At 62.2% G+C, this 18421-nt stretch carries 21 protein-coding genes; 7 read left to right on the top strand and 14 right to left on the bottom strand.

Going from position 1 to position 18421, the window contains the following annotated elements; genetic code table 11:
• A partial coding sequence (locus AACZ65_RS13315; RefSeq protein ID WP_339671609.1) for a DUF3458 domain-containing protein occupies nucleotides 1-1682 on the top strand: 1682 nt, incomplete at its 5' end.
• 70 nt (nucleotides 1683-1752) lie between these two features.
• Here the strand turns inward: AACZ65_RS13315 and AACZ65_RS13310 are convergent.
• Complete coding sequence (locus AACZ65_RS13310; protein ID WP_339671607.1) at nucleotides 1753-2415, bottom strand: transglycosylase SLT domain-containing protein; 663 nt, start codon at nucleotides 2413-2415, stop codon at nucleotides 1753-1755.
• Between the two features lie 141 nt (nucleotides 2416-2556).
• On the opposite strand from AACZ65_RS13310, the gene AACZ65_RS13305 reads away from it, so the two are divergent.
• A complete protein-coding gene (locus tag AACZ65_RS13305; protein ID WP_339671606.1) occupies nucleotides 2557-3840 on the top strand; it encodes a hypothetical protein in 1284 nt (427 codons plus the stop codon).
• Nucleotides 3841-3846: 6 nt separating this feature from the next.
• Here the strand turns inward: AACZ65_RS13305 and AACZ65_RS13300 are convergent, their stop codons facing one another.
• Nucleotides 3847-4215: a hypothetical protein gene (locus tag AACZ65_RS13300; RefSeq protein WP_339671604.1), complete on the bottom strand. Its 369-nt coding sequence runs from the start codon at nucleotides 4213-4215 to the stop codon at nucleotides 3847-3849.
• Between the two features lie 46 nt (nucleotides 4216-4261).
• On the bottom strand, nucleotides 4262-4576 hold the full coding sequence (locus AACZ65_RS13295) for an ArsC/Spx/MgsR family protein (RefSeq protein WP_339671602.1): 315 nt from the start codon (nucleotides 4574-4576) through the stop codon (nucleotides 4262-4264).
• Nucleotides 4577-4783: 207 nt separating this feature from the next.
• Between AACZ65_RS13295 and AACZ65_RS13290 the strand changes: the two genes are divergently transcribed.
• The gene (locus AACZ65_RS13290; protein ID WP_008280689.1) at nucleotides 4784-4990 is read left to right on the top strand and encodes a cold-shock protein; all 207 of its coding nucleotides are present in this window, start codon (nucleotides 4784-4786) and stop codon (nucleotides 4988-4990) included.
• Between the two features lie 112 nt (nucleotides 4991-5102).
• Here AACZ65_RS13290 and AACZ65_RS13285 read toward each other — a convergent pair whose 3' ends face one another.
• The 11 genes from AACZ65_RS13285 to AACZ65_RS13235 form a co-directional block, all read right to left on the bottom strand.
• Nucleotides 5103-5387, bottom strand: a complete 285-nt coding sequence (locus AACZ65_RS13285) for a hypothetical protein (protein ID WP_339671597.1) — start codon at nucleotides 5385-5387, stop codon at nucleotides 5103-5105.
• A 109-nt stretch (nucleotides 5388-5496) separates the two neighbouring features.
• Nucleotides 5497-6003, bottom strand: a complete 507-nt coding sequence (locus tag AACZ65_RS13280; RefSeq protein WP_339671595.1) for a hypothetical protein — start codon at nucleotides 6001-6003, stop codon at nucleotides 5497-5499.
• A 70-nt stretch (nucleotides 6004-6073) separates the two neighbouring features.
• The gene (locus tag AACZ65_RS13275) at nucleotides 6074-6943 is read right to left on the bottom strand and encodes a sulfotransferase domain-containing protein (RefSeq protein WP_339671592.1); all 870 of its coding nucleotides are present in this window, start codon (nucleotides 6941-6943) and stop codon (nucleotides 6074-6076) included.
• Nucleotides 6940-7770 (bottom strand): sulfotransferase domain-containing protein, encoded by an 831-nt coding sequence (locus AACZ65_RS13270; protein ID WP_297541153.1) that lies wholly within the window; start codon nucleotides 7768-7770, stop codon nucleotides 6940-6942. Before AACZ65_RS13270 ends, AACZ65_RS13275 begins: the two co-directional genes overlap by 4 nt.
• Nucleotides 7771-7866: 96 nt before the next feature.
• Nucleotides 7867-9042 (bottom strand): porin, encoded by a 1176-nt coding sequence (locus tag AACZ65_RS13265; RefSeq protein WP_245875156.1) that lies wholly within the window; start codon nucleotides 9040-9042, stop codon nucleotides 7867-7869.
• A 189-nt stretch (nucleotides 9043-9231) separates the two neighbouring features.
• Complete coding sequence (locus AACZ65_RS13260) at nucleotides 9232-9618, bottom strand: carboxymuconolactone decarboxylase family protein (RefSeq protein WP_339671589.1); 387 nt, start codon at nucleotides 9616-9618, stop codon at nucleotides 9232-9234.
• 123 nt (nucleotides 9619-9741) lie between these two features.
• On the bottom strand, nucleotides 9742-10929 hold the full coding sequence (locus tag AACZ65_RS13255; protein ID WP_339671587.1) for a porin: 1188 nt from the start codon (nucleotides 10927-10929) through the stop codon (nucleotides 9742-9744).
• Between the two features lie 207 nt (nucleotides 10930-11136).
• Nucleotides 11137-12459: an FAD-binding oxidoreductase gene (locus AACZ65_RS13250; protein ID WP_339671586.1), complete on the bottom strand. Its 1323-nt coding sequence runs from the start codon at nucleotides 12457-12459 to the stop codon at nucleotides 11137-11139.
• Between the two features lie 79 nt (nucleotides 12460-12538).
• Nucleotides 12539-13324, bottom strand: coding sequence for an arginine deiminase family protein (locus AACZ65_RS13245; RefSeq protein ID WP_339671585.1), 786 nt, complete (start codon nucleotides 13322-13324; stop codon nucleotides 12539-12541).
• Between the two features lie 24 nt (nucleotides 13325-13348).
• Nucleotides 13349-14536, bottom strand: a complete 1188-nt coding sequence (locus AACZ65_RS13240; protein WP_339671583.1) for a pyridoxal phosphate-dependent aminotransferase — start codon at nucleotides 14534-14536, stop codon at nucleotides 13349-13351.
• Complete coding sequence (locus tag AACZ65_RS13235; RefSeq protein ID WP_339671581.1) at nucleotides 14533-15174, bottom strand: TetR family transcriptional regulator C-terminal domain-containing protein; 642 nt, start codon at nucleotides 15172-15174, stop codon at nucleotides 14533-14535. Before AACZ65_RS13235 ends, AACZ65_RS13240 begins: the two co-directional genes overlap by 4 nt.
• A gap of 93 nt (nucleotides 15175-15267) precedes the next feature.
• Here AACZ65_RS13235 and AACZ65_RS13230 point away from each other — a divergent pair, with 93 nt between their 5' ends.
• Genes AACZ65_RS13230 through AACZ65_RS13215 form a run of 4 tightly spaced genes read left to right on the top strand, consistent with a single transcriptional unit; the run spans nucleotide 15268 to nucleotide 18405 of the window.
• A complete protein-coding gene (locus tag AACZ65_RS13230) occupies nucleotides 15268-16065 on the top strand; it encodes an ABC transporter ATP-binding protein (protein ID WP_339671579.1) in 798 nt (265 codons plus the stop codon).
• A gap of 38 nt (nucleotides 16066-16103) precedes the next feature.
• Complete coding sequence (locus AACZ65_RS13225; RefSeq protein ID WP_339671577.1) at nucleotides 16104-16865, top strand: transporter substrate-binding domain-containing protein; 762 nt, start codon at nucleotides 16104-16106, stop codon at nucleotides 16863-16865.
• A 5-nt stretch (nucleotides 16866-16870) separates the two neighbouring features.
• The gene (locus AACZ65_RS13220; RefSeq protein WP_339671575.1) at nucleotides 16871-17623 is read left to right on the top strand and encodes an ABC transporter permease subunit; all 753 of its coding nucleotides are present in this window, start codon (nucleotides 16871-16873) and stop codon (nucleotides 17621-17623) included.
• A complete protein-coding gene (locus AACZ65_RS13215; RefSeq protein WP_339671572.1) occupies nucleotides 17620-18405 on the top strand; it encodes an ABC transporter permease in 786 nt (261 codons plus the stop codon). Before AACZ65_RS13220 ends, AACZ65_RS13215 begins: the two co-directional genes overlap by 4 nt.
• Nucleotides 18406-18421: the final 16 nt, after the last annotated feature.

Here is an 18421-nt window from a genome sequence, read left to right as displayed (position 1 = left end):
AGTATTTCCACAACTGGACCGGCAACCGCATCACCTGCCGCGACTGGTTCCAGCTCTGCCTCAAGGAGGGGCTGACCGTCTATCGCGACAGCCAGTTCACCTCCGATCTGCGCTCCGCCCCGGTCAAGCGCATCTCGGATGTGATCGCGCTGCGCGCCCGCCAGTTCCGCGAGGATAACGGCCCGCTGGCGCATCCCGTCCGCCCCGAGAGCTTCATTGAAATCAACAACTTCTACACCGCGACGGTCTATGAAAAAGGGGCCGAGCTGATCGGCATGCTCAAGCGTCTGGTGGGCGATGCGGCTTACAAGCAGGCGCTCGATCTCTACTTCAGCCGCCACGATGGGCAGGCCTGCACCATCGAGGATTGGCTCAAGGTGTTCGAAGATGTCACGGGCCGTGACCTCAGCCAGTTCAAACGCTGGTATTCCGACGCGGGCACGCCGCGCCTGCGCGTCACCGAAGAGTTCAACAATGGCCGCTATACGCTTCATTTCGAACAGAAAACTCCGCCCACACCCGGGCAGGACAGCAAACAGCCGCGCGTCATCCCGATTGCCGTGGGCCTGCTCAGCCCCAATGGCGACGAAGTGCTGCCAACCCGCGTGCTGGAAATGACCCAAGCGCAGCAGAGCTTCAGCTTCGACGGGTTAGCATCGCGGCCTATCCCGTCGATCCTGCGCGATTTTTCCGCCCCCGTGATCCTCGAACGCGAGACCACCAATGCCGAGCGCGCTTTCCTGCTGGCGCATGACACCGACCCGTTCAACAAATGGGAGGCGGGGCGCGCACTGGCCCGTGCCGGCCTCATCGCGATGATCACCAAGGGCGCGGCCCCGGATGCTGCCTATCTCGATGCCATCGCCCGCGTGGCACGCGATGAAACGCTCGACCCCGCCTTTCGCGCGCTGGCGCTTGGCCTGCCCTCAGAGGATGATCTGGCGCAGGCACTCTTTGACGCGGGCCATACCCCCGACCCACAAGCAATATGGGAGGCGCTCGAAACCCTCCGCGACACCCGCGCAGAGGCGCTCGATAGCATCGCACAGGATCTCTACACCCGCCATCAGGTCACGGCCCCCTACCGCCCCGACCCCGATCAGGCGGGCGCGCGGGCGCTGGCCAATGCCGCATTGGCGATGCTCAGCCGCCGCGACGGCGGCACGCGCGCGCAGGCCCAATATGATTCTGCCGACAACATGACTCAGCAATTGACGGCCTGGTCCTGCCTCTTGCAGGCGGGCGTAGGCGAGGCCGCCACTCAGGCTTTCTACACCCAGTGGCAACACGACCGGCTGGTGATCGACAAATGGTTCAGCCTGCAGATCATGCACGCCGCGCCAGAGCATGCGGCTGAGGTGGCCGAGACATTGACACAGCACCCCGATTTCACCCTGCGCAATCCCAACCGCTTTCGCGCCACGCTGAGCGCGCTCACCATGTCGCCCGCGGGCTTTCACCACGCGTCGGGGCGCGGCTATCGGCTGCTTGCGGATATGCTCATCCGGCTCGATCCGCTCAACCCGCAGACCACGGCGCGGATGTGCTCGGCCTTCGAGACATGGCGGCGTTACGATCCGGTGCGCCAGGGCATGATCGCGGCAGAACTGGACCGGATCCTTGCCACCCCGAACCTCAGCCGCGACACAACGGAAATGGTGGGCCGCATACGCGGGGCCTGAGCGTGTTGCGCCCCATCGAAAACACGCCCGTCCCGGGCTCGCCCCGGGACCTCGCCTAGGTCGCGCCGCCCTACTCCGCCGCCCGCGCGACCTGCACAGGACGCGCCCTTGGCCGCACCGAGGACAGCGGCTTGCAATAGCTCTGCGCCCGCGTCCAGCGCTGCATGTCTTCCAGCTTGGCGGCACTCGACAAAGGCCCCCAATCGGCCGCCACCCCGCGCCGCCCCTCGGACACCACGCCGTCGCGCGGCACGGTATGGGCCATGATCCGGATCGCACAGGACAGATTGTCGGGCCCGTGGCGCAAGGCCTCGCCGCTGCCCGCCCGGCATTTGTAGCCCCGCGCGGTGGCAGGTAAAATCTGCAATAGCCCGTGCCATTGCCCGCCGCCGCCGACAGCTCTCGGATTATAGGTGCTTTCATGCTTGGCCAGCGCCGACAGGAACCCAACCCAGAACGCCCGCCGTCGCGCCTCTCCTCCCGTGGAATAGGAGGGGCACCAGCTCGCTATGTCGCGCGGGACGCTCTGCACCAGCGGCGCGCCATGCGCCTTGAGCGCCGAGAGCGCGGCGCGCGTCCAGAGTGCGGATTCCGTGCGATGTTCCCACCGCGTGCGCGGAATATTGCCATCTCTGGCAGGGGGGCTGAGGCCAAAATCCCCGTTCTCCCCGTCCTGCGCCACCGCCGGAAGAGAAAAAAACAAAATAAAAACAATACCCAAAAATCTCCTCATCCGGCAATTCTGACGTAAGGTTTGGTGTATGGCAACGCCCCTGATGGTGCCGGGCATATTCCCTGCCTTCACCCAAGCATCGCCCTCTTTTGGTCGAAATCCGGCGGCACCTTGGGGGGCACCAGGATTGCCGGAGCCCCTATGCCGTTTGAACCGCTTGCCACACCCGAACCCACCGACCCGGCCGCGCGCAAGCGTCCGGCGCAGGCGACACGCCTTTGGCCCGATCTCTTGGGCCTCTTGCGGCGCAAGCCCGAAACGGATCTCGACAGCCTGTCCAAACGCATCCTGCTCCCCTCCCTGCCTGTCACGGACGAGGAAATGGCCCGCGCGATGCATCAGGACCGGGGTCAGAAACTCGCCCGCCAAGAGATGTGGGCTGAACTGGCGCAGGTGATCGAATACACGGATGCCGCGCGGCTGCGCACACCGGGGGGCGAGAATGCGACCACCCTGCTGGCCGTGGGCGCGCGCGCCGATGTTGTGGCCGCCGCCGAAGACGCGCTCCATGATGGCGCAGACCCAGACCCCTCCGGCATCGACGCGCTGGAAGAGATGCAGGCAGAATACCACGACAGCTACCCCTGCGCGCTGATCGTTGCATTGGCCCACATCGACATCGGCTGGGCGTGGCGTGCCACGGCCACCGACCGCACCCGCGCGGCGCATGAACTACGCTTTCTCGAACATTTCAAACGCGCCGAGGATATTCTTGCCCCCTTCGACGGGGTCGATCTCGATGCGCCCTCGCTGGCGGCGGCGCAATGCGCCCTTTTGGCGGCACGGCGACAGCCCCGGATGCGGGTGGCCGATGATTACGAACGGCTGATCGACCTTGATCCCGACAGCCCCCGACACATGCGCGCGCTTGGCGAGGCACTTTTGCCCGCGCGCTATGGCAGCTACGACATGCTCGATCTCGAGGCGCGCCGCACAGCCGCACGTACCGGTGAAATCTGGGGGGCTGGCGCTTATGCTTGGGTCTATTTCGATGCGCTCGCCCTCGACCCCGGCGCAATAACGCATTTGGACTCAGAGTTTTTCGTAGACGGGCTGCGCGACATCGTGGCCCGCCGCCGCGACCAGCATGTGATCAATCAGCTTTCGGCCTTTTGCGGCATCGTCATGGCCCCCAAGACCGGCAAGGACCGGCTTTCGTCGTCCCTGGACGCTGCCCGCCGCCGCATCCACGACTGTCTGGATTGGCTCTTGGAAAACCATTTGCAGGAATTGCATCCGCTGATCTGGTCGCAAACCCTGCTCAGTCCCGGCCTTACGCCCTCGCTGCCCTCGCGCCGCGCGCTGGTGGCCAAGGGGCGTCAAACCGCCCTGCGCGTCATCGCCCAACGCTTTGCCGAAGACATATCAGACGGCAGTTCCATCGCCTTTTCCAGCTCTGGCATGTATCGCCTGCCCGCGCTGTGATCGCCCTCAGAAATGGGCCTTTGGCTCGTCCGGCTTGCCCGCCGCGATGGCCAAAACCCCGGCCAGCCCGGTAAAGCCCAAGGGAAACATGGTAAAGACGTTGAAGCCAAAGGCATAGTACATCAGCCCCGCCGAGATCAGCAGCAAGACCCCGCCCCAGAGCGCGCGCATCTTGGCCATCGCTCCCCCAGCAATCGCCAGAAGCGGCGCCAGAAAGCTCGCGCTGCGGATCAACGCAGGATCGCTCACCTGCATCAGCAGCCCGTCCACCTCACCAACCCGGTTGACCACCTCGGTATAGCCATAGCTGAAAAACCCGACCAGCACCGCCAGACAGCCGCCGATCACTCCTAAAACCATTGCCGCGCTGCGCATTTGCCCGCCTCCTGAACCTCGGCCCGATATGGGGCCTTCTGCCCGCTTATCCAAGCAGCGCGTGTTGTGTGTCCTTGCCCCATCCCAGATGGAGCGTGCCACCCGCGTCAATCAGCGGGCGTTTCATCAGTGTCGGATGCTCGGCCAAGAGGGTCAGCGGATCGCGGGCGCGTTCGTCGTCACTCAGCCCGCGCCAGGTGGTAGACTGCCGATTCACCAGCGCTTCGCCAAACTGCGCCCATGCCGCCTGTGCCACTTCGCTAGGCAGCCCATCGGCCCGGACATCGTGAAACGTCACATTACCCAACGCTTTCAACGCCTTGCGGCAGGTGTCACAGGTCTTGATACCGTAGAGGATCATCGCATACTCCGTCATTTCTGCGCTTTTATCGGGCAAAATCCCGCGCGTCACGGAGTTTCGCTTGATTTTTACAATGGCAATGCAATCATGATTTCCGTCACGATGGGCATTCAGAATCCGCCTTTGCAACGCTTGGCCGGTCCCTGAGGGCTCGGCAGGACATGGCCCGGCATATTCCCGGGGAAGCGACGCAAAAGGAGAAGCGGCATGCCAACCGGCACCGTGAAATGGTTTAATACCACAAAAGGTTATGGATTCATCGCCCCTGACGGCGGCGGCAAGGATGTGTTCGTCCACATCTCTGCGGTCGAACGCTCAGGGCTCACAGGGCTCGCTGACAATCAAAAGGTCGGGTTCGAGCTACAGGAAGGGCGCGACGGCCGTCAAATGGCGTCGGATCTGCGTTTGCTCTGACGCGTCAGCTTCGGCGTTAGCCCTGCGGCGCAGATAGCCGCAGGCTGAACCAAGACCACAATCAACACAAAACAGGGCGCCACGCCGCGCCCTGTTCCAGAGATTTATCGCCTCAGTAACAGCCCTTCGCCCCCTCAGGGCAGTTGAGATGAGAGGTGGCCGTATAGGACCGGTGCCGCACCTTGGTGACCGGATGGCGCATCGCCTGCTGATAGCTCTGCGTCTGATTGGGCTCACCACAGCAAATCACACCGCTGATCGTCACCGGTTGCAAACCGGCAGGGCAGTAATTGGCTTTGCTTTCATAGGCATAGACCTTGGCGCTCTGTGCCAGGGCGGGCGCGCCCAGACAGGCGAGGGCAAGGGCGGAAATCACGGCGGATGCACGCAGGATCATGGGAAACCTCTTGGAAAAACAGTGAATATACGCGCCCGATGGTATGGGATAACCGCGCTCTGTCAATTTCTTTCCCGGCGGCACCCCGGGAAATCCACCGCTTTTCGCGCTACTTTATCGCTTTTGGCGTCCCGGCGCCGGGGCCCGTCTGTCGGAAGGTCACGACGAAATGCCCCAGATCCCCCTCGACATGCACCACCTGACGCGGCAGGCGGATCACCGGCGCGGTCTCGGCGTAGCTTGCCTGCCAGGGCCGGTCGGTCAGCATACAGTCCGCCTCTTGGTTCCCATAGTCCAGCGCGGGCGGCACTTCACGCATAAAGACCAGACCGCGCGCCAACGCCCGATCCCCCAGATAGACCGCGCCAGAGCCCATCACATCCACCGCCTTGCCCTTGGTCAGCACCGATTGCTGATGGCTTTGCGCCCAGACCCCACAGAGCAGCACCCGGCCCTGCGCCTCGCGAATATCAACCGCCACGCTCAGCCCGCCACCGGTATCGTAGCTTCCGCCGGAGACCACCGGGTCCGCGCCCAACCGCGCCACAACCTGCGGCCCCGCAGCCGTGCAGCCTGCCACGACCAGCGCTGCCAGCATCATTCCCTTGCGTGTCATCTCCGGCCCTCCGATTGCGGTTTCATAACGCTCAGCATAGCCCTCCGGCCCGCGATTGCCAGCATGGCCCTCAGACCTGCGCGGCCACGGCCCCCGTATCCTTGAGCATCTCGGGGTACCACCGCTCAAGCGCCGGCAAAAACGCCGCGCGCAACTTGGCCACCTGCGCCGGTGTCAGATCGTCGCGCCAGACACCCGCCTGCCCCTTGGCAAAGAACGCGGTCATGCCCTTGGGCTTTTCGGCAAAACCCAGCGTCTCTTCCTGCCGCTTCATCGCCTCGAAACTCGTGGCCTTGATCGCCCGCGCCAGCTTGGGACCGTCCACCTTGACCTTGAGGAATTTCTCCAACAATCCGCGCATGGTGCGACCGGGATTGTGCAAGAGGTCCTCATACCGCACCACATGAATGGGCAGACCGGGCGCGTTGGTCCAGACCCGAATGTGATCATCCCAGCGGCCAAGCAGGTCGATGATACCGCTCGGCGTCCCGGTGATCGTGTCGGGGTTGCACATCCGCTCGATCGCCAAATCCAGATCGCAATTCTGATGCCGGGCAAAGGACGGGGCCAGATCGAACGGATTGCGAATGATATAGATCGCGGCGGCGGTCAGTTCGGGCGGGATCACATCCTGATCGAAAATCCGCACCGTCTGGCAATGGGTCTTGACGAAATGATGATCCGGTTTCGAGCCCGCAATCAGCCGCAGCGCGCGGCCACGCACCCGCATCCAATCCTCCAACCCCTGCCCCCGAAACGGGCCCCCATTGGCCGCATCAAAGAAATCCTGCCGCGTATCTCCGGTGGTGAACTGCCGCAAGTTATTGATATCCGGTGCCTTTCCCAAAGGCATGAAGTAATGCGCCAAGAGGCTGCGCATCCATGTATTGCCCGATTTGGGATAGCTTGCCAGCCAGATAATCCGCCGCAGATCGCTCATTCCAGATACCCGTATCGCTTCATCGTCTCGCCCATCTTGGATCGGATCATCTCCGCCAGCGCGGGATCGAGATCGGTTTTCCACTGATCCTTCTGGCCTTTGCCAAAGAATTTCTCGCTTTGCTCTGGCCGCTCGATGAAGCCCTGTTCCTCTTCCTGACGCGACAATTCGTCAAAGCTGGAAAAGCGGATGGCCCTCTGCAAACGCGTCTTGTCCACCGGCACGCCAACCAAATCCAGCACCTTGGCGAAATGCGTCTCGGGATCGTCGAGCAGATCTTCATAGCGCACAATCAGCCGCTTCCACGGCGCATAGGCCATCCAACTCTTGACGTGCAAGTCCCAGGTGCTGAGATATTGCGCGACCGATGTCTCGGTCGGCAGATTGCCATTGTCGGGATGACAAATCTTCTGCGCCGCGTCCTCTTGCGTGATGCCGTAATGGCGCGCGTAGGACAGCACCATATCAAGCGGGTTACGGATGATATAAATGGCCGAGCGCGTATAGCGATCGGGGATCAGATCGATCCGCTCCGGGGCCACGCGCGCGTTATGAGTTTTGACGAAATTCACATCGGCGTTGTTGGCGACGATCCCGCGCAGCACACCCTCGCGCAGCCGCAGGCACAGCGACAGGTCCGTGGGGTCAATCTCGCGCCCTGCAACGCGGTTGTACATCTTGACCACGGCATCGCCTACGGCGAACCGATGCGCCTGATTGATCGGCACCGGTTCTTGGGCGTTCATCAGGTAATTGGCAAGGAAAAGCCGCGTCCACGTATTCCCGGACTTCGGATAAGAGGCCAGCCAGATGATGCTTCGCTTCATGCCCCGCGGGCCTCCACAGTTTGCTCACATGGGCGGAACACATAAAAAAGGCGGGGGGAAATGTCACCCCCCGCCCCTTGTCTTTTAACCGGTCTATTAGAACGACAGGTTGATCGAGGTGCCGATGACAGTGCCTTCGGTCTCGGTGTTGGCGTTTGCACCGAAGGTGCCGCCGAGGTTCGCGTTCACAGAACCTTCAACATAGGCTGCGTACACGGCCCAGGTCACGCCAGCGCCGAGCGAACGGCTGCCAACCAGCTGGTAGGCTTCGTATTCAGCGGTGTCGCCGGATGCGGCGCCAATGCCTTTGTACTCACCCTGGTAGGTGTCGAATCCAACCGACCACGGACCTGCGATGTCATAGGTCACACCGAGGCTCCAGCCTTCGGAGTCAAACGCGCGAAGACCGCCGTTGTCGTTCTCGCCGTAGCCACCGCCGATGACCCAGCCGTTGAAGCCGATGCTTGCGCCAACGTTCCACACTTCGGGATCATCGGTGCCGACCAGGCCGGTGTTGTTCTCTGCAGTGCCCCAACGTGCGGACAGGTCGAGATCAACGCCATTGAACGACTGGCTGTATGCCAGGCCGATGTCGAAGATGTCGGTGACGCCAGCATTGCGGTTCACACCAAAGTTGTTACCAGCGTTTGCACCGGCACCTGCAACGTTCGACGACGCAGCGTAGGACACGCCGAGGGTCAGACCGTTGAAGGACGGGGTGTAATAGGTGATGCGCGGCACGTCGTTGTTGCCGAGAACTTCAGCATAGGACGAAATGCCCGAGTCACGGAACAGCCAGGGCAGGTTGCCGCCAGCGCCGTTCGAGATCGGAACGAAGCCCGAGATCGACGGAGAGTTGATGCCGATGCCGCCTTTGACCTGCGGAGCAGCGACAGTCATCTTGTAGCCAGCCGAGTTCTCGTTGCCGAGGTCGATGCGGCCCAGGGTGTCGCCCTTGATGGTCAGATAGGTTTCGTCGATACCAGTTGCGCCACCGCCGTTGTTGGTGCCTTCCATCTGGATGTCGACGCCGAAGGTCAGGCCGTTGTCCAGAGTAACCGACGGGGTAAAGTGGATTTCGGTGTTCGCGAACACGTCAACGCCATCGAAATCCGCGCCAGCATGGGCAGGGGTGTTCGAATCAACGGTGACATAGCCAACGTGCGAGTTGTAGAACCCGCCCCAATCCATGTTCCATTCCTGTGCCGATGCCGGTGCGGCAAATGCCACGCCAAGAGCAATCGCGCTGGTGCTCAGAAGTTGCTTTTTCAAGGGTGTCCCTCCTCAGAAGCAGGTTAATCAGATCCGCCGCACCAGTCATTGGAAACGGCTTGCGCTATGAAATGCGCCATTACCCCCCAAACTGTCAACGCGACCTCCCCGCTCCGACCGCATCGCGCCCGGAATGTGACGCAGAAACCACACCCCTTTCCCAGAGCCCTTTTAAACAAGGCGCATTGATCAACCTTGTTGCGCGTCCAGCACTTTTTTTGCCGCCCGGAAACATTCAAGAGCCTGCGGCACGCCACAATAAATTCCAACAACATGGATAATCGCGCGAATTTCCTCAGGCGTGACCCCGTTGTTGATGGCACCGCGGCAATGCAATTCCCATTCATGCATCTTGCCCAGCGCCCCCAGCATGGCCAGATTCATCATGCTGCGCGTCTTGGCCGGAATCACCTCATCGCCCCAGCCAAACCCCCAGCACCAGGCCGTCATCGCCTCTTGAAACGGGCGGGTAAACTCATCCGCTGCCTCCAGACTGCGCTCGACATACTCCGCCCCCAGCGTCGCCTTGCGCTGCTCCAACCCCTTGAGAAAGAGATCCTCGTCGAATGTGCTCATCATCTGCTCCTTTCGATGGCTGATCCGTCCCATCATCGCAGGGCTGCGGGCAAGGACAAGCACCAGACATGCAAAACGCGCAGGGAATGCCCCCCGCGCGCCGCGCTCTTCTTCTCGAATGGATCAGAAGGTCAGGTTGATCGAGGTACCGATCAGCGTGCCCTCGACAGAGGTATTGGCCACCGGACCGCCGGCGATGGCTGCAAAGGTGCCGCCTGCGTCAGAGTTGACCGTGCCTTCCGCATAGACGGCATAAATCGACCAGCTTACGCCTTGGCCCAGCTCGCGGTTGCCGATGATCTGATAGGCTTCGAACTCGGCCTTGTCGCCCGAGGCAGCACCTGTGCCGCTGTACTCACCCTGATAGGTGTCGATCCCGAATTTCCACGGACCTTCCAGATCGTAGGTGATGCCAAACGCCCAGCCCTCTTCATCCGGCAGCAGGCCGCCGTTGTCATTCTCGGAATAGGAGCCGCCAAAGGCCCAACCATTGAAGCCGACGGTTGCACCGACACCCCAAACTTCGGGATCATCCGTGCCTGCAAGGCCGGTGTTGTTCTCGGCCGTGCCCCAACGCGCAGACGCGTCCAGATCGACACCACTGAACGACCCACTATAGGCGACAGCAATATCGAAAATGTCCGTGACGCCCGCGTTGCGGTTGACACCAAAGTTGTTGCCCGCGTTGGCACCGGTGCCGACCACGTTGTCAGACGCTGCATAGGAGATACCCAGCGTCAGGCCGTTGAAGGACGGTGTATAGTAGCTGATCCGCGGCACGTCGTTGTTGCCCAGAACCTCGGTATAGGCCGAGATGGCCGACTGACGGAAGTTCCAAGGCAGGTTGCCGCCCGCGCTGACCGAAATCGGAATGAAACCCGAGATCGAGGGCGAGTTGATCCAGATGCTGCCGTCGATCTGCGGAGCAGACACCATCATCTTGTAGCCAGCCGAGTTCTCGTTGCCGAGATCGATCTTGCCGAACGAGTCGCCCGAAATCGTCAGATAGCTTTCGTCGATGCCGGTCGCACCGCCACCGTTGTTGGTGCCTTCCATCTGCACGTTGACGCCAAAGGTCATGCCGTTGTCGAGCGTCACCGACGGGGTGAATTCGATCTCGGTTTCGCTATAGACGTCGATACCGTCGAAGTCAGCGCCGGTATGCGGAATGGTATTCGAATCGACCTTGGCATAGGCCACGTGGCTCGAAAAATAGCCGCCCCATTTCATGTCCCATTCCTGGGCCGATGCGGGTGTGACCATGACAACACCGAGGGCAATCGCGCTGGTGCTTGTGAGTAGGTTTTTCAAGGAAGTCCCTCCAGAAAAATTCGGATCTGAACCGCCGCGTTTTGGTGCGGTCGGCTGACCATCACAATGACGTTCACAAAAGCTTCACAGTCAAAACACCGTTTCGTGCGTATCACGAAATCGTGGCGCCTGATGCAGCGCCGACACAGTGTCGCTATCCCGCCGATTGAATAGCCCGCAAAAGAGGCAGACCATGTCTCAGCCGCCCTACCGACCGGCCCCCGCCTGCCAGTCCTCGACCCGGTCCACGACCTGCCGATACCACAGATTCGCGGCCCGCAAAAAATGCGGCCGCTCGCCCGGATGCAGCCAGCTTCGGCTGAGCGGCGTGGCACTATAGGCCGTCGCCCCCCGCGCATCGCCAATCGCTTGATAGGCGGCCTTGGAACCCAGCCAAGGCGCCATCACCGTGCCCGAGCCAGAGAATCCCATCGCGTAATGCACCCCCTCGTCATGCCCCACATGCGGCATGTGCGAGAAACTGTAGCCGGTGAACCCCCGCCACGAATGGCTGAGCTTGACGCCCGCCAGATCCGGCCAAATCCCCACCATGACCTTGTAGAGCTGCGCCGCCGCGGCCTCTGGTCCCATCTCCGCCATCGACGCCCGCCCACCAAAGAGCACCCGCCGCCCATCCGGCGAAATGCGGAAATAGCTGTGCCGCGCCCGTGTCTCGACCATCATCCGCCGTCCCGGCGCGATATGACCGATCAGGTTCGACGGCAATTCCTCGGTCGCGATGATATAGGACGGCAGCGGAAAGACGCGCGCCATGTGCCAGCGAAACGGGCGGCTGGTATAGCCATTGGTGGTCAGCACAACCTTGGCCGCGCGGATTACCCCCTTGGCGGTCTGCACCCGGTATCCCGCACCTTCGGCCTCGCGCGCCGTTACCGCCGCATGGGTCACCACCGGCACACCCCGCCCCCGCACCGCGCGCAAGAGGCCCTGATGAAACTTGGCCGGATGAATCGCGCCATGTTCGGGGAACAGCAGCCCGCCATGATATTTCTCGGTCGTGATCTCCTGCCCCAGATCGGCACGTTCGATCAGACGCACCTTGACTTCCGATTTCGCGCTCACGACCTCGGCCATCCGGCGCTGATTGGCGAAATGCTTGGGCGTATAGGCCAGCTGCACCCGCCCCGTGTTCTGGAAATCGCACTCGATCCCCTCGCGCGAGATCAGATCCTTGGCCCAGTCGAGCGCGGGCTTCGCCTCGGCGAAAAGCGCATCCGCCACCTTGGCCCCGAACTTCGCCTCCAACTCGCCCCAGCCCAGGCGCGGATGTGCCCCGAACATGCCGCCATTCCGGGTCGAGGCCCCATGCCCGGGCTCCGCCGCATCGACCACGACCACCCGAGCGCCGCCCTCATGCGCCGCCAGCGCCGCCGAAAGCCCGGCATAGCCCGCCCCGATCACCAGCACATCACAGGTGTCGGGCAGGTCCTCGCCCGCCTCGGGCGCGCTCAGCGCCGACCACCAGTAAGGGGTGCCAAGATCGGCCTCCCGTGCCCATTCGATCCGCATGACACTCTCCCGATCTCGCACCGTCATGGCGCGGCTGTGGACCTTACAAAATCCGCTTCATTTCGTAAGAAGTGTAAGATCAGAATCGCAGCGAAAGACAAGACATCCCGCCATCGAGCTTGGCACATTCGATGTTGTCGATCTGGACAACCTCATACCCATGCGCCGACAGCATCTCGGCCGTGCGCGGGAACCCGGCCGCCATGATCACCAGATTATTGAAGCGAATACAATTACTTGCCGCTTCCTCACCGTCGGGCACCAACAGCACCTCATAGCCTTCGAAACAGCCCGACACCGCCAGCCTGCGTGTGCTCAGGATGGTTTCGGGGGCCACGAGACCGCAATCGGTCTTGAAGTGCAAAACCCCCTCCGGTGTTTCGACCAGCCTCAAAGTGTAGCCATATTCAGTAACAATATCAGTTAGTTGCGCCACGCCTTCGCGATTGGTCCGGGCAGACAACCCCACCAGAATCTCGCGCCCCGTCACCAGAATATCGCCCCCCTCGATGGTCCCCGGCGCGGTGATTTCTGCGATCCTATCGCGATAAAACCCCGCAATCGCCGGACGCATCTCCGCCACTTCTCCCATCCGCGAAGGCGCGCCGGGGCGCATGGCAATGGCCTGCTCTGGCAGGCAAAGCATTGTATCTTCTACGAAAACTGCGTCAGGATAGGCTTCAAGCGCGGGCAATTCCACCACCTCGGCCCCGGTGCTGCGCAGGGTCGCCACATAGGCGGCATGCGCCTCCAGCATCCGCGTCAGATCCGGCGTGCCGATATCCTCGGCCCGCAACCCATCCACAATGCTCCGACCCGGCTTTCGGGTGATCGCCCGGCGGAATTCATAGCTGGAATTCATCACATAACCCTCTGATTATATTATATTTCAGGCGATCTTGGCGCGCCGCGCATTGGCATGGGCCACGATCCGGTCAATCGCTTGGGCAAAGGGTGCATCCTCGACCGTCAGCGCCAACCGCACCCATGTGTCGAGCGTCTTGCCAAAGGACGCCCCCGGCATCACCGCCACACCGGTTTTTTCCAAGAGATCAAGGGCATAGCTTTCCCCATCCAGCCCCGTCGCGGCAATGTCCACCATCGCGAACATCCCCGCCTCGGGGCGATGCACGCGCAGCGCCGTTTCCCGCTCCAACCGCTTGGCCAACAGCTCCGCCCGCGCGGCGAACCTCTGCCGCATGCCAGCCGCAACATCCGATCCCTCACGCACCGCCTGCTCCGTCATATCCGCGATAAACGGTTGATTTCCAAAGAGCATTGTCTCGGACAGCGCTAGCAAATGCGCGGTAAATTCGAGCGACCCAATACACCAACCACTGCGAAATCCCGGTGCCGCGTGGCTCTTGGAGATCGACGACACCGCGACAACCCGCTCCGCCAGATCTGGATCGGACAAAGGCGAGACAAATTCTGACCCCTCGAACACCAGATCCTCATAAACCTCGTCAGAAATGATCCACAGATCATGCTCAACCGCCAACCGCCCAAGTGCCGCGATATCGGCACGGGACAGGATCGCCCCCGTCGGATTATGGGGCGTGGTCAATAAAATCGCGCGTGTTCTAAGGGTTATGCGCGCGGCCACATCAGCCGCCGCCATCCGAAATCCATTCTCAGGCCTGAGCGGCACCGGCACCATCGCAGCCCCTGTGGCCCGGATCACCCCTTCGTAGGTGGCATACATCGGATCACCCACCAGCACTTCGGCACCCGCTTCCGCCACCGCCATCATCACCGCATAGAGCGCGGTTTGCGTCCCCGGAAAGCACATCACTTGATCGGGATGAAACACGCGGCCCCTGTTCTTGCTGTATTTTTCCGCAAGTGCCGCGCGCAATCCCGGCTCGCCCCGCCCGTCCGAATAGCCCGTGCGCCCCGCCTTCATCGCGGCATAGGCAGCGTCCTTCAGGCGTTCAGGCGTGGGCACATCCGGCTCGCCAATGGTCAGACGGATCACGTCACTACCCGCGCGCGCCATTTCCTTGGCCCGCGCATGCACTTCCCACTTGGCCCCGCCAAGCCCGGCAAGCCTTTCATTTATCGAGGAAAATCTCATGTTTTCGCCGCCTCTTCCAAATCCAGTTGCAAAATCGCCCCCACCGCCGTGAGGGCAATTCCAGTCAGTTCATCCGGTTCAAACGCCTCGGGCAGCGCGCCACCTTCCAGCCAGAGCCCGTCAATCACCGCGTTGCAGGCAATCGCCAGCCGCCGCGCCTGCCCCGCATCCGGGCCGCGCCCCGCCTCTGCCAGCGCCGCCACGATCAACCCCTCCAACCGGTCGCGGAAATCGTGATAGGTCTGCGCGTGTACCGCGCGCATCCGTGCATCCTGCCGCACATGATTGAGAAACCCGGCCCATAGCCCGACCGAGGCCGAATCCACCACCGGCGGCGTGACCGAGGCCACCACCAGCGCCGCCAGCCGTTCGCGCGCCGTCTCCCGCTCTGCAACCCCGGCAAAGGTCTGTTCTGTCAGCCCCGCCATATGCGCGAGATACGCCTCCTGAACCAGTTCATCCTTGGTGGAAAAGTAATGCCGGATAAGGCCTTGGGTCACATCCGCTCGCTCTGCGATGGCGCGCACCGTGGCCCCGCGCACGCCTTGTTCCGAGATCAGATCAAGTGTCGCCATCACCAGCGCCTGACGGCGGGTGTCGGCCCCTTCGCGCCTGAATTTGCGGCGTTCTCCGGTCATGGTCGCCTGCATCCTCCGGCGCGAACAATTATACGCTTGCATAATTACGACTCTTCCGCCTTACTACAAGCCGAAAGTGCCCACGCCGGAGACATGCCCTTGACCGCAGCGCCCCGACCGTCCGACGCGCCCGTCCCGGTGCCTCCCGCGATCCTTGTCGAAGACCTGCACAAGTCATTCGGGCCACTCGAAGTACTCAAGGGCGTGTCGCTCACGGCGCAAAAGGGCGATGTGGTCGCGATCATCGGCGGGTCAGGCTCGGGCAAGTCGACCATGCTGCGCTGTATCAATTTCCTTGAGACGCCCACATCGGGCCGGATCGTGGTCAATGGCGAGGAAATCGCCATGCGCCCCGACGGAAGCCCCGCCGACCGCCGCCAGATCGAACGCATCCGCACAAGGCTTGGCATGGTGTTTCAGGCCTTCAACCTCTGGACCCATCGCACCTTGCTTGAGAATGTGATCGAAGTGCCGGTGCATGTCCTGAAAACCCCGAAAAATCAGGCGATTGAGCGGGCGCGCGCGCTGCTTGACCGCGTTGGCCTTGGCGACAAGGCCGATACCTTTCCCGCCTTTCTGTCCGGTGGCCAACAACAGCGCGCCGCCATTGCACGCGCCTTGGCCGTTGACCCCGCAGTGATGCTCTTTGACGAACCCACCAGCGCGCTTGACCCCGAGCTTGTCGGCGAGGTGCTGAGCGTGATCCGCGATCTTGCCGCCGAAGGGCGCACCATGCTGATCGTCACCCATGAGATGAAATTCGCCCGCGAGGTGGCCAGCCATGTGGTCTATCTCTACCAGGGCCGGATCGAGGAAGAAGGCCCCCCCGAGCGCGTCTTTGGCGCGCCGCAATCGGCCCGCCTCAAGCAATTCCTGCAAACCGTCGGATAAGGCGGGGCAGATCAAACCAACCAACAAGGGAGACTGACATGACACTGAAAACCATCCTCGCCGCCGCCACTTTGGCGGCCCTCGGCACCGGGCTTGCCGCGCAAGAGGTCAAGATCGGCATCGCCGCCGAACCCTATCCGCCCTTTGCCTCGCTCGACAGCTCGGGCACATGGGTCGGCTGGGAGGTCGATGTGATCGACGCGGTGTGCAAGGCCGCAGAACTCAACTGCGTGATCACGCCCGTGGCGTGGGACGGCATTATCCCCTCGCTCACCGGCGGCCAGATCGACGCCATCATGGCCTCCATGTCGATCACCGAAGAGCGGATGAAAACCATCGACTTTTCAGACCCTTACTACAACACACCAACCGTGATCGTGGCTGACAAGGCCGTGGACATCGACGCCACCCCCGAAGGCCTGAAAGGCAAGATCATCGGCGTTCAGGCCTCGACCATCCATCAGGCCTATGCGCAGGAATACTTCAAGGACGCCGCCGAGATCCGCATCTATCAGACGCAGGACGAGGCCAATCAGGATCTGGTCGCAGGCCGGATCGACGCCACGCAGGCCGACAGCATCGCAATGGCGGATTTCGTGTCCACCGACGCGGGCGCCTGCTGCGAAATCAAGGGCAATGTCGCCGATGATCCGGCCATTCTGGGACTTGGCGTGGGCGCGGGTGTGCGCAAGGGTGAGGACGCGCTGCGCGAGGCGCTGAACAAGGGCATCGCCGCCATTCTGGCCGACGGCACCCATGCAGAGATCACCGCGCGCTACTTCAAAGCCAGCATCTACTAAACCCGTTGGAGGCGCTGCTGGACACATTGGGGCTGGCGGAAGCCGCCAGCCTCCTGTCGCTCGAACCTCCGGGCTGGGGGTCCAACCTCTTGCGCGGGCTGGTTAATTCGCTCCAGATTGCGCTTGGGGCCTTTGGCTTTGGCCTCCTGATCGGATTGGGCGGGGCCTATGGCAAGCTCTATGGCGGGCCGCTCCTGCGCGATCTTCTGGCGATCTACACCACCGTTATCCGCGCCGTGCCGGAACTGGTGCTGATCCTGATCCTCTATTACGTCGGCTCTGACCTGATCAATCAGGCCGCAACCGCCATGGGCTATGACCGGGTCGAGATCAGCGGCGTCGTTGCGGGCATCTGGGTCTTGGGCGTGGTGCAAGGGGCCTATGCAACCGAGGTCTTGCGCGGGGCGATTCAGGCGATTCCACCCGGTCAACTTGAGGCCGCGCGCGCCTTTGGCATGCCACCGCTGATGACGCTGCGCCGCGTGACGATCCCGGCAATGATGGGCTTTGCCACGCCGGGGCTGGCAAACCTGTGGCTGATTGCCACCAAGGACACGGCTTTGCTGGCCATCGTAGGCTTTAGCGAGTTGACGCTGGAAACACGACAGGCGGCGGGCAGCACGCGGGCCTATTTCACCTTTTTCCTAGCGGCGGGCGGGCTTTACCTGCTCATCACGCTGTTTTCCGGGGTGATCTTTGCCCGGATCGAAAAATGGGCCCGACGCGGTCAACCCTCCTTGCGTGAGGGCGGGCGATGAGCGATCTGCGCGCCCTCCTGATCCCGCGCCGCCTGTTCCTGATGGCGCTTTTTGCCGGTTTCGTGATCTGGTGCGCCCTGTCGCTGCGATGGGACTGGTTGCCGCAATATCTGCCGCTCGCGCTCGAAGGTCTGTGGCGCACGATCTGGATTCTGGTGGTGACGGTGGTGCTGGGCTTTGCGCTCGCCGTTCCACTTGGACTGGCACAGGCGGCAGGGCCCTGGTATCTGGCTGCCCCTGCCCGCGTCTTTTGCACCGTCATCCGCGGCACGCCGCTTCTTCTGCAAATCTGGCTGCTTTATTACGGGCTTGGTTCTCTTTTTCCGCAATACCCGTGGATACGCGGGTCCGATCTGTGGCCCTATCTGCGTCAGGCCTGGCCCTATGCCGTTCTGGCCCTTACCCTGTCCTATGCGGGCTACGAGGGCGAGGTGATGCGCGGCGGCTTTGCCAGCGTGCAAAAAGGCCAGCTAGAGGCCGCACGCGCGTTTGGCATGCCGCGTTTCACGATCTTTCGCCGGATATGGCTACCGCAGGCCATTCGCAATGTCCTGCCCACGCTGGGCGGCGAAACCATCCTGCAACTCAAGGCAACGCCGCTGGTCGCAACCATCACCGTGATCGAGATTTACGCGGTCTCAAGCCGCGTGCGCGCCGACACCTTCATCGTCTATGAACCGCTGTTGCTGCTGGCACTGGTCTACATGATCATCGCGGGCCTTATCGCACTGATGTTCCGCTGGGTCGAAAACCGCGTCCCCGCGCGCAGACGAGAGGGCTGAATCCCCGTCGCTTCAT

Source organism: uncultured Roseovarius sp. (genome assembly GCF_963972555.1).
In the GTDB taxonomy this organism is placed as follows: domain Bacteria; phylum Pseudomonadota; class Alphaproteobacteria; order Rhodobacterales; family Rhodobacteraceae; genus Roseovarius; species Roseovarius mucosus.
This window is presented reverse-complemented; position numbering and strand designations above follow the sequence as displayed.

Excerpts from the sequence above, each read along its gene's own strand:
- AACZ65_RS13300 (WP_339671604.1), bottom strand. The coding sequence starts at position 4,215 with ATGCGCAGCGCGGCAATGGTTTTAGGAGTGATCGGCGGCTGTCTGGCG.
- AACZ65_RS13240 (WP_339671583.1), bottom strand. The coding sequence starts at position 14,536 with ATGAGATTTTCCTCGATAAATGAAAGGCTTGCCGGGCTTGGCGGGGCC.
- AACZ65_RS13295 (WP_339671602.1), bottom strand. The coding sequence starts at position 4,576 with ATGATCCTCTACGGTATCAAGACCTGTGACACCTGCCGCAAGGCGTTG.
- AACZ65_RS13285 (WP_339671597.1), bottom strand. The coding sequence starts at position 5,387 with ATGATCCTGCGTGCATCCGCCGTGATTTCCGCCCTTGCCCTCGCCTGT.
- AACZ65_RS13235 (WP_339671581.1), bottom strand. The coding sequence starts at position 15,174 with ATGACCGGAGAACGCCGCAAATTCAGGCGCGAAGGGGCCGACACCCGC.
- AACZ65_RS13270 (WP_297541153.1), bottom strand. The coding sequence starts at position 7,770 with ATGAAGCGAAGCATCATCTGGCTGGCCTCTTATCCGAAGTCCGGGAAT.
- AACZ65_RS13230 (WP_339671579.1), top strand. The coding sequence starts at position 15,268 with ATGCCCTTGACCGCAGCGCCCCGACCGTCCGACGCGCCCGTCCCGGTG.
- AACZ65_RS13290 (WP_008280689.1), top strand. The coding sequence starts at position 4,784 with ATGCCAACCGGCACCGTGAAATGGTTTAATACCACAAAAGGTTATGGA.
- AACZ65_RS13215 (WP_339671572.1), top strand. The coding sequence starts at position 17,620 with ATGAGCGATCTGCGCGCCCTCCTGATCCCGCGCCGCCTGTTCCTGATG.
- AACZ65_RS13260 (WP_339671589.1), bottom strand. The coding sequence starts at position 9,618 with ATGAGCACATTCGACGAGGATCTCTTTCTCAAGGGGTTGGAGCAGCGC.
- AACZ65_RS13280 (WP_339671595.1), bottom strand. The coding sequence starts at position 6,003 with ATGACACGCAAGGGAATGATGCTGGCAGCGCTGGTCGTGGCAGGCTGC.
- AACZ65_RS13305 (WP_339671606.1), top strand. The coding sequence starts at position 2,557 with ATGCCGTTTGAACCGCTTGCCACACCCGAACCCACCGACCCGGCCGCG.
- AACZ65_RS13225 (WP_339671577.1), top strand. The coding sequence starts at position 16,104 with ATGACACTGAAAACCATCCTCGCCGCCGCCACTTTGGCGGCCCTCGGC.
- AACZ65_RS13310 (WP_339671607.1), bottom strand. The coding sequence starts at position 2,415 with ATGAGGAGATTTTTGGGTATTGTTTTTATTTTGTTTTTTTCTCTTCCG.
- AACZ65_RS13250 (WP_339671586.1), bottom strand. The coding sequence starts at position 12,459 with ATGCGGATCGAATGGGCACGGGAGGCCGATCTTGGCACCCCTTACTGG.
- AACZ65_RS13275 (WP_339671592.1), bottom strand. The coding sequence starts at position 6,943 with ATGAGCGATCTGCGGCGGATTATCTGGCTGGCAAGCTATCCCAAATCG.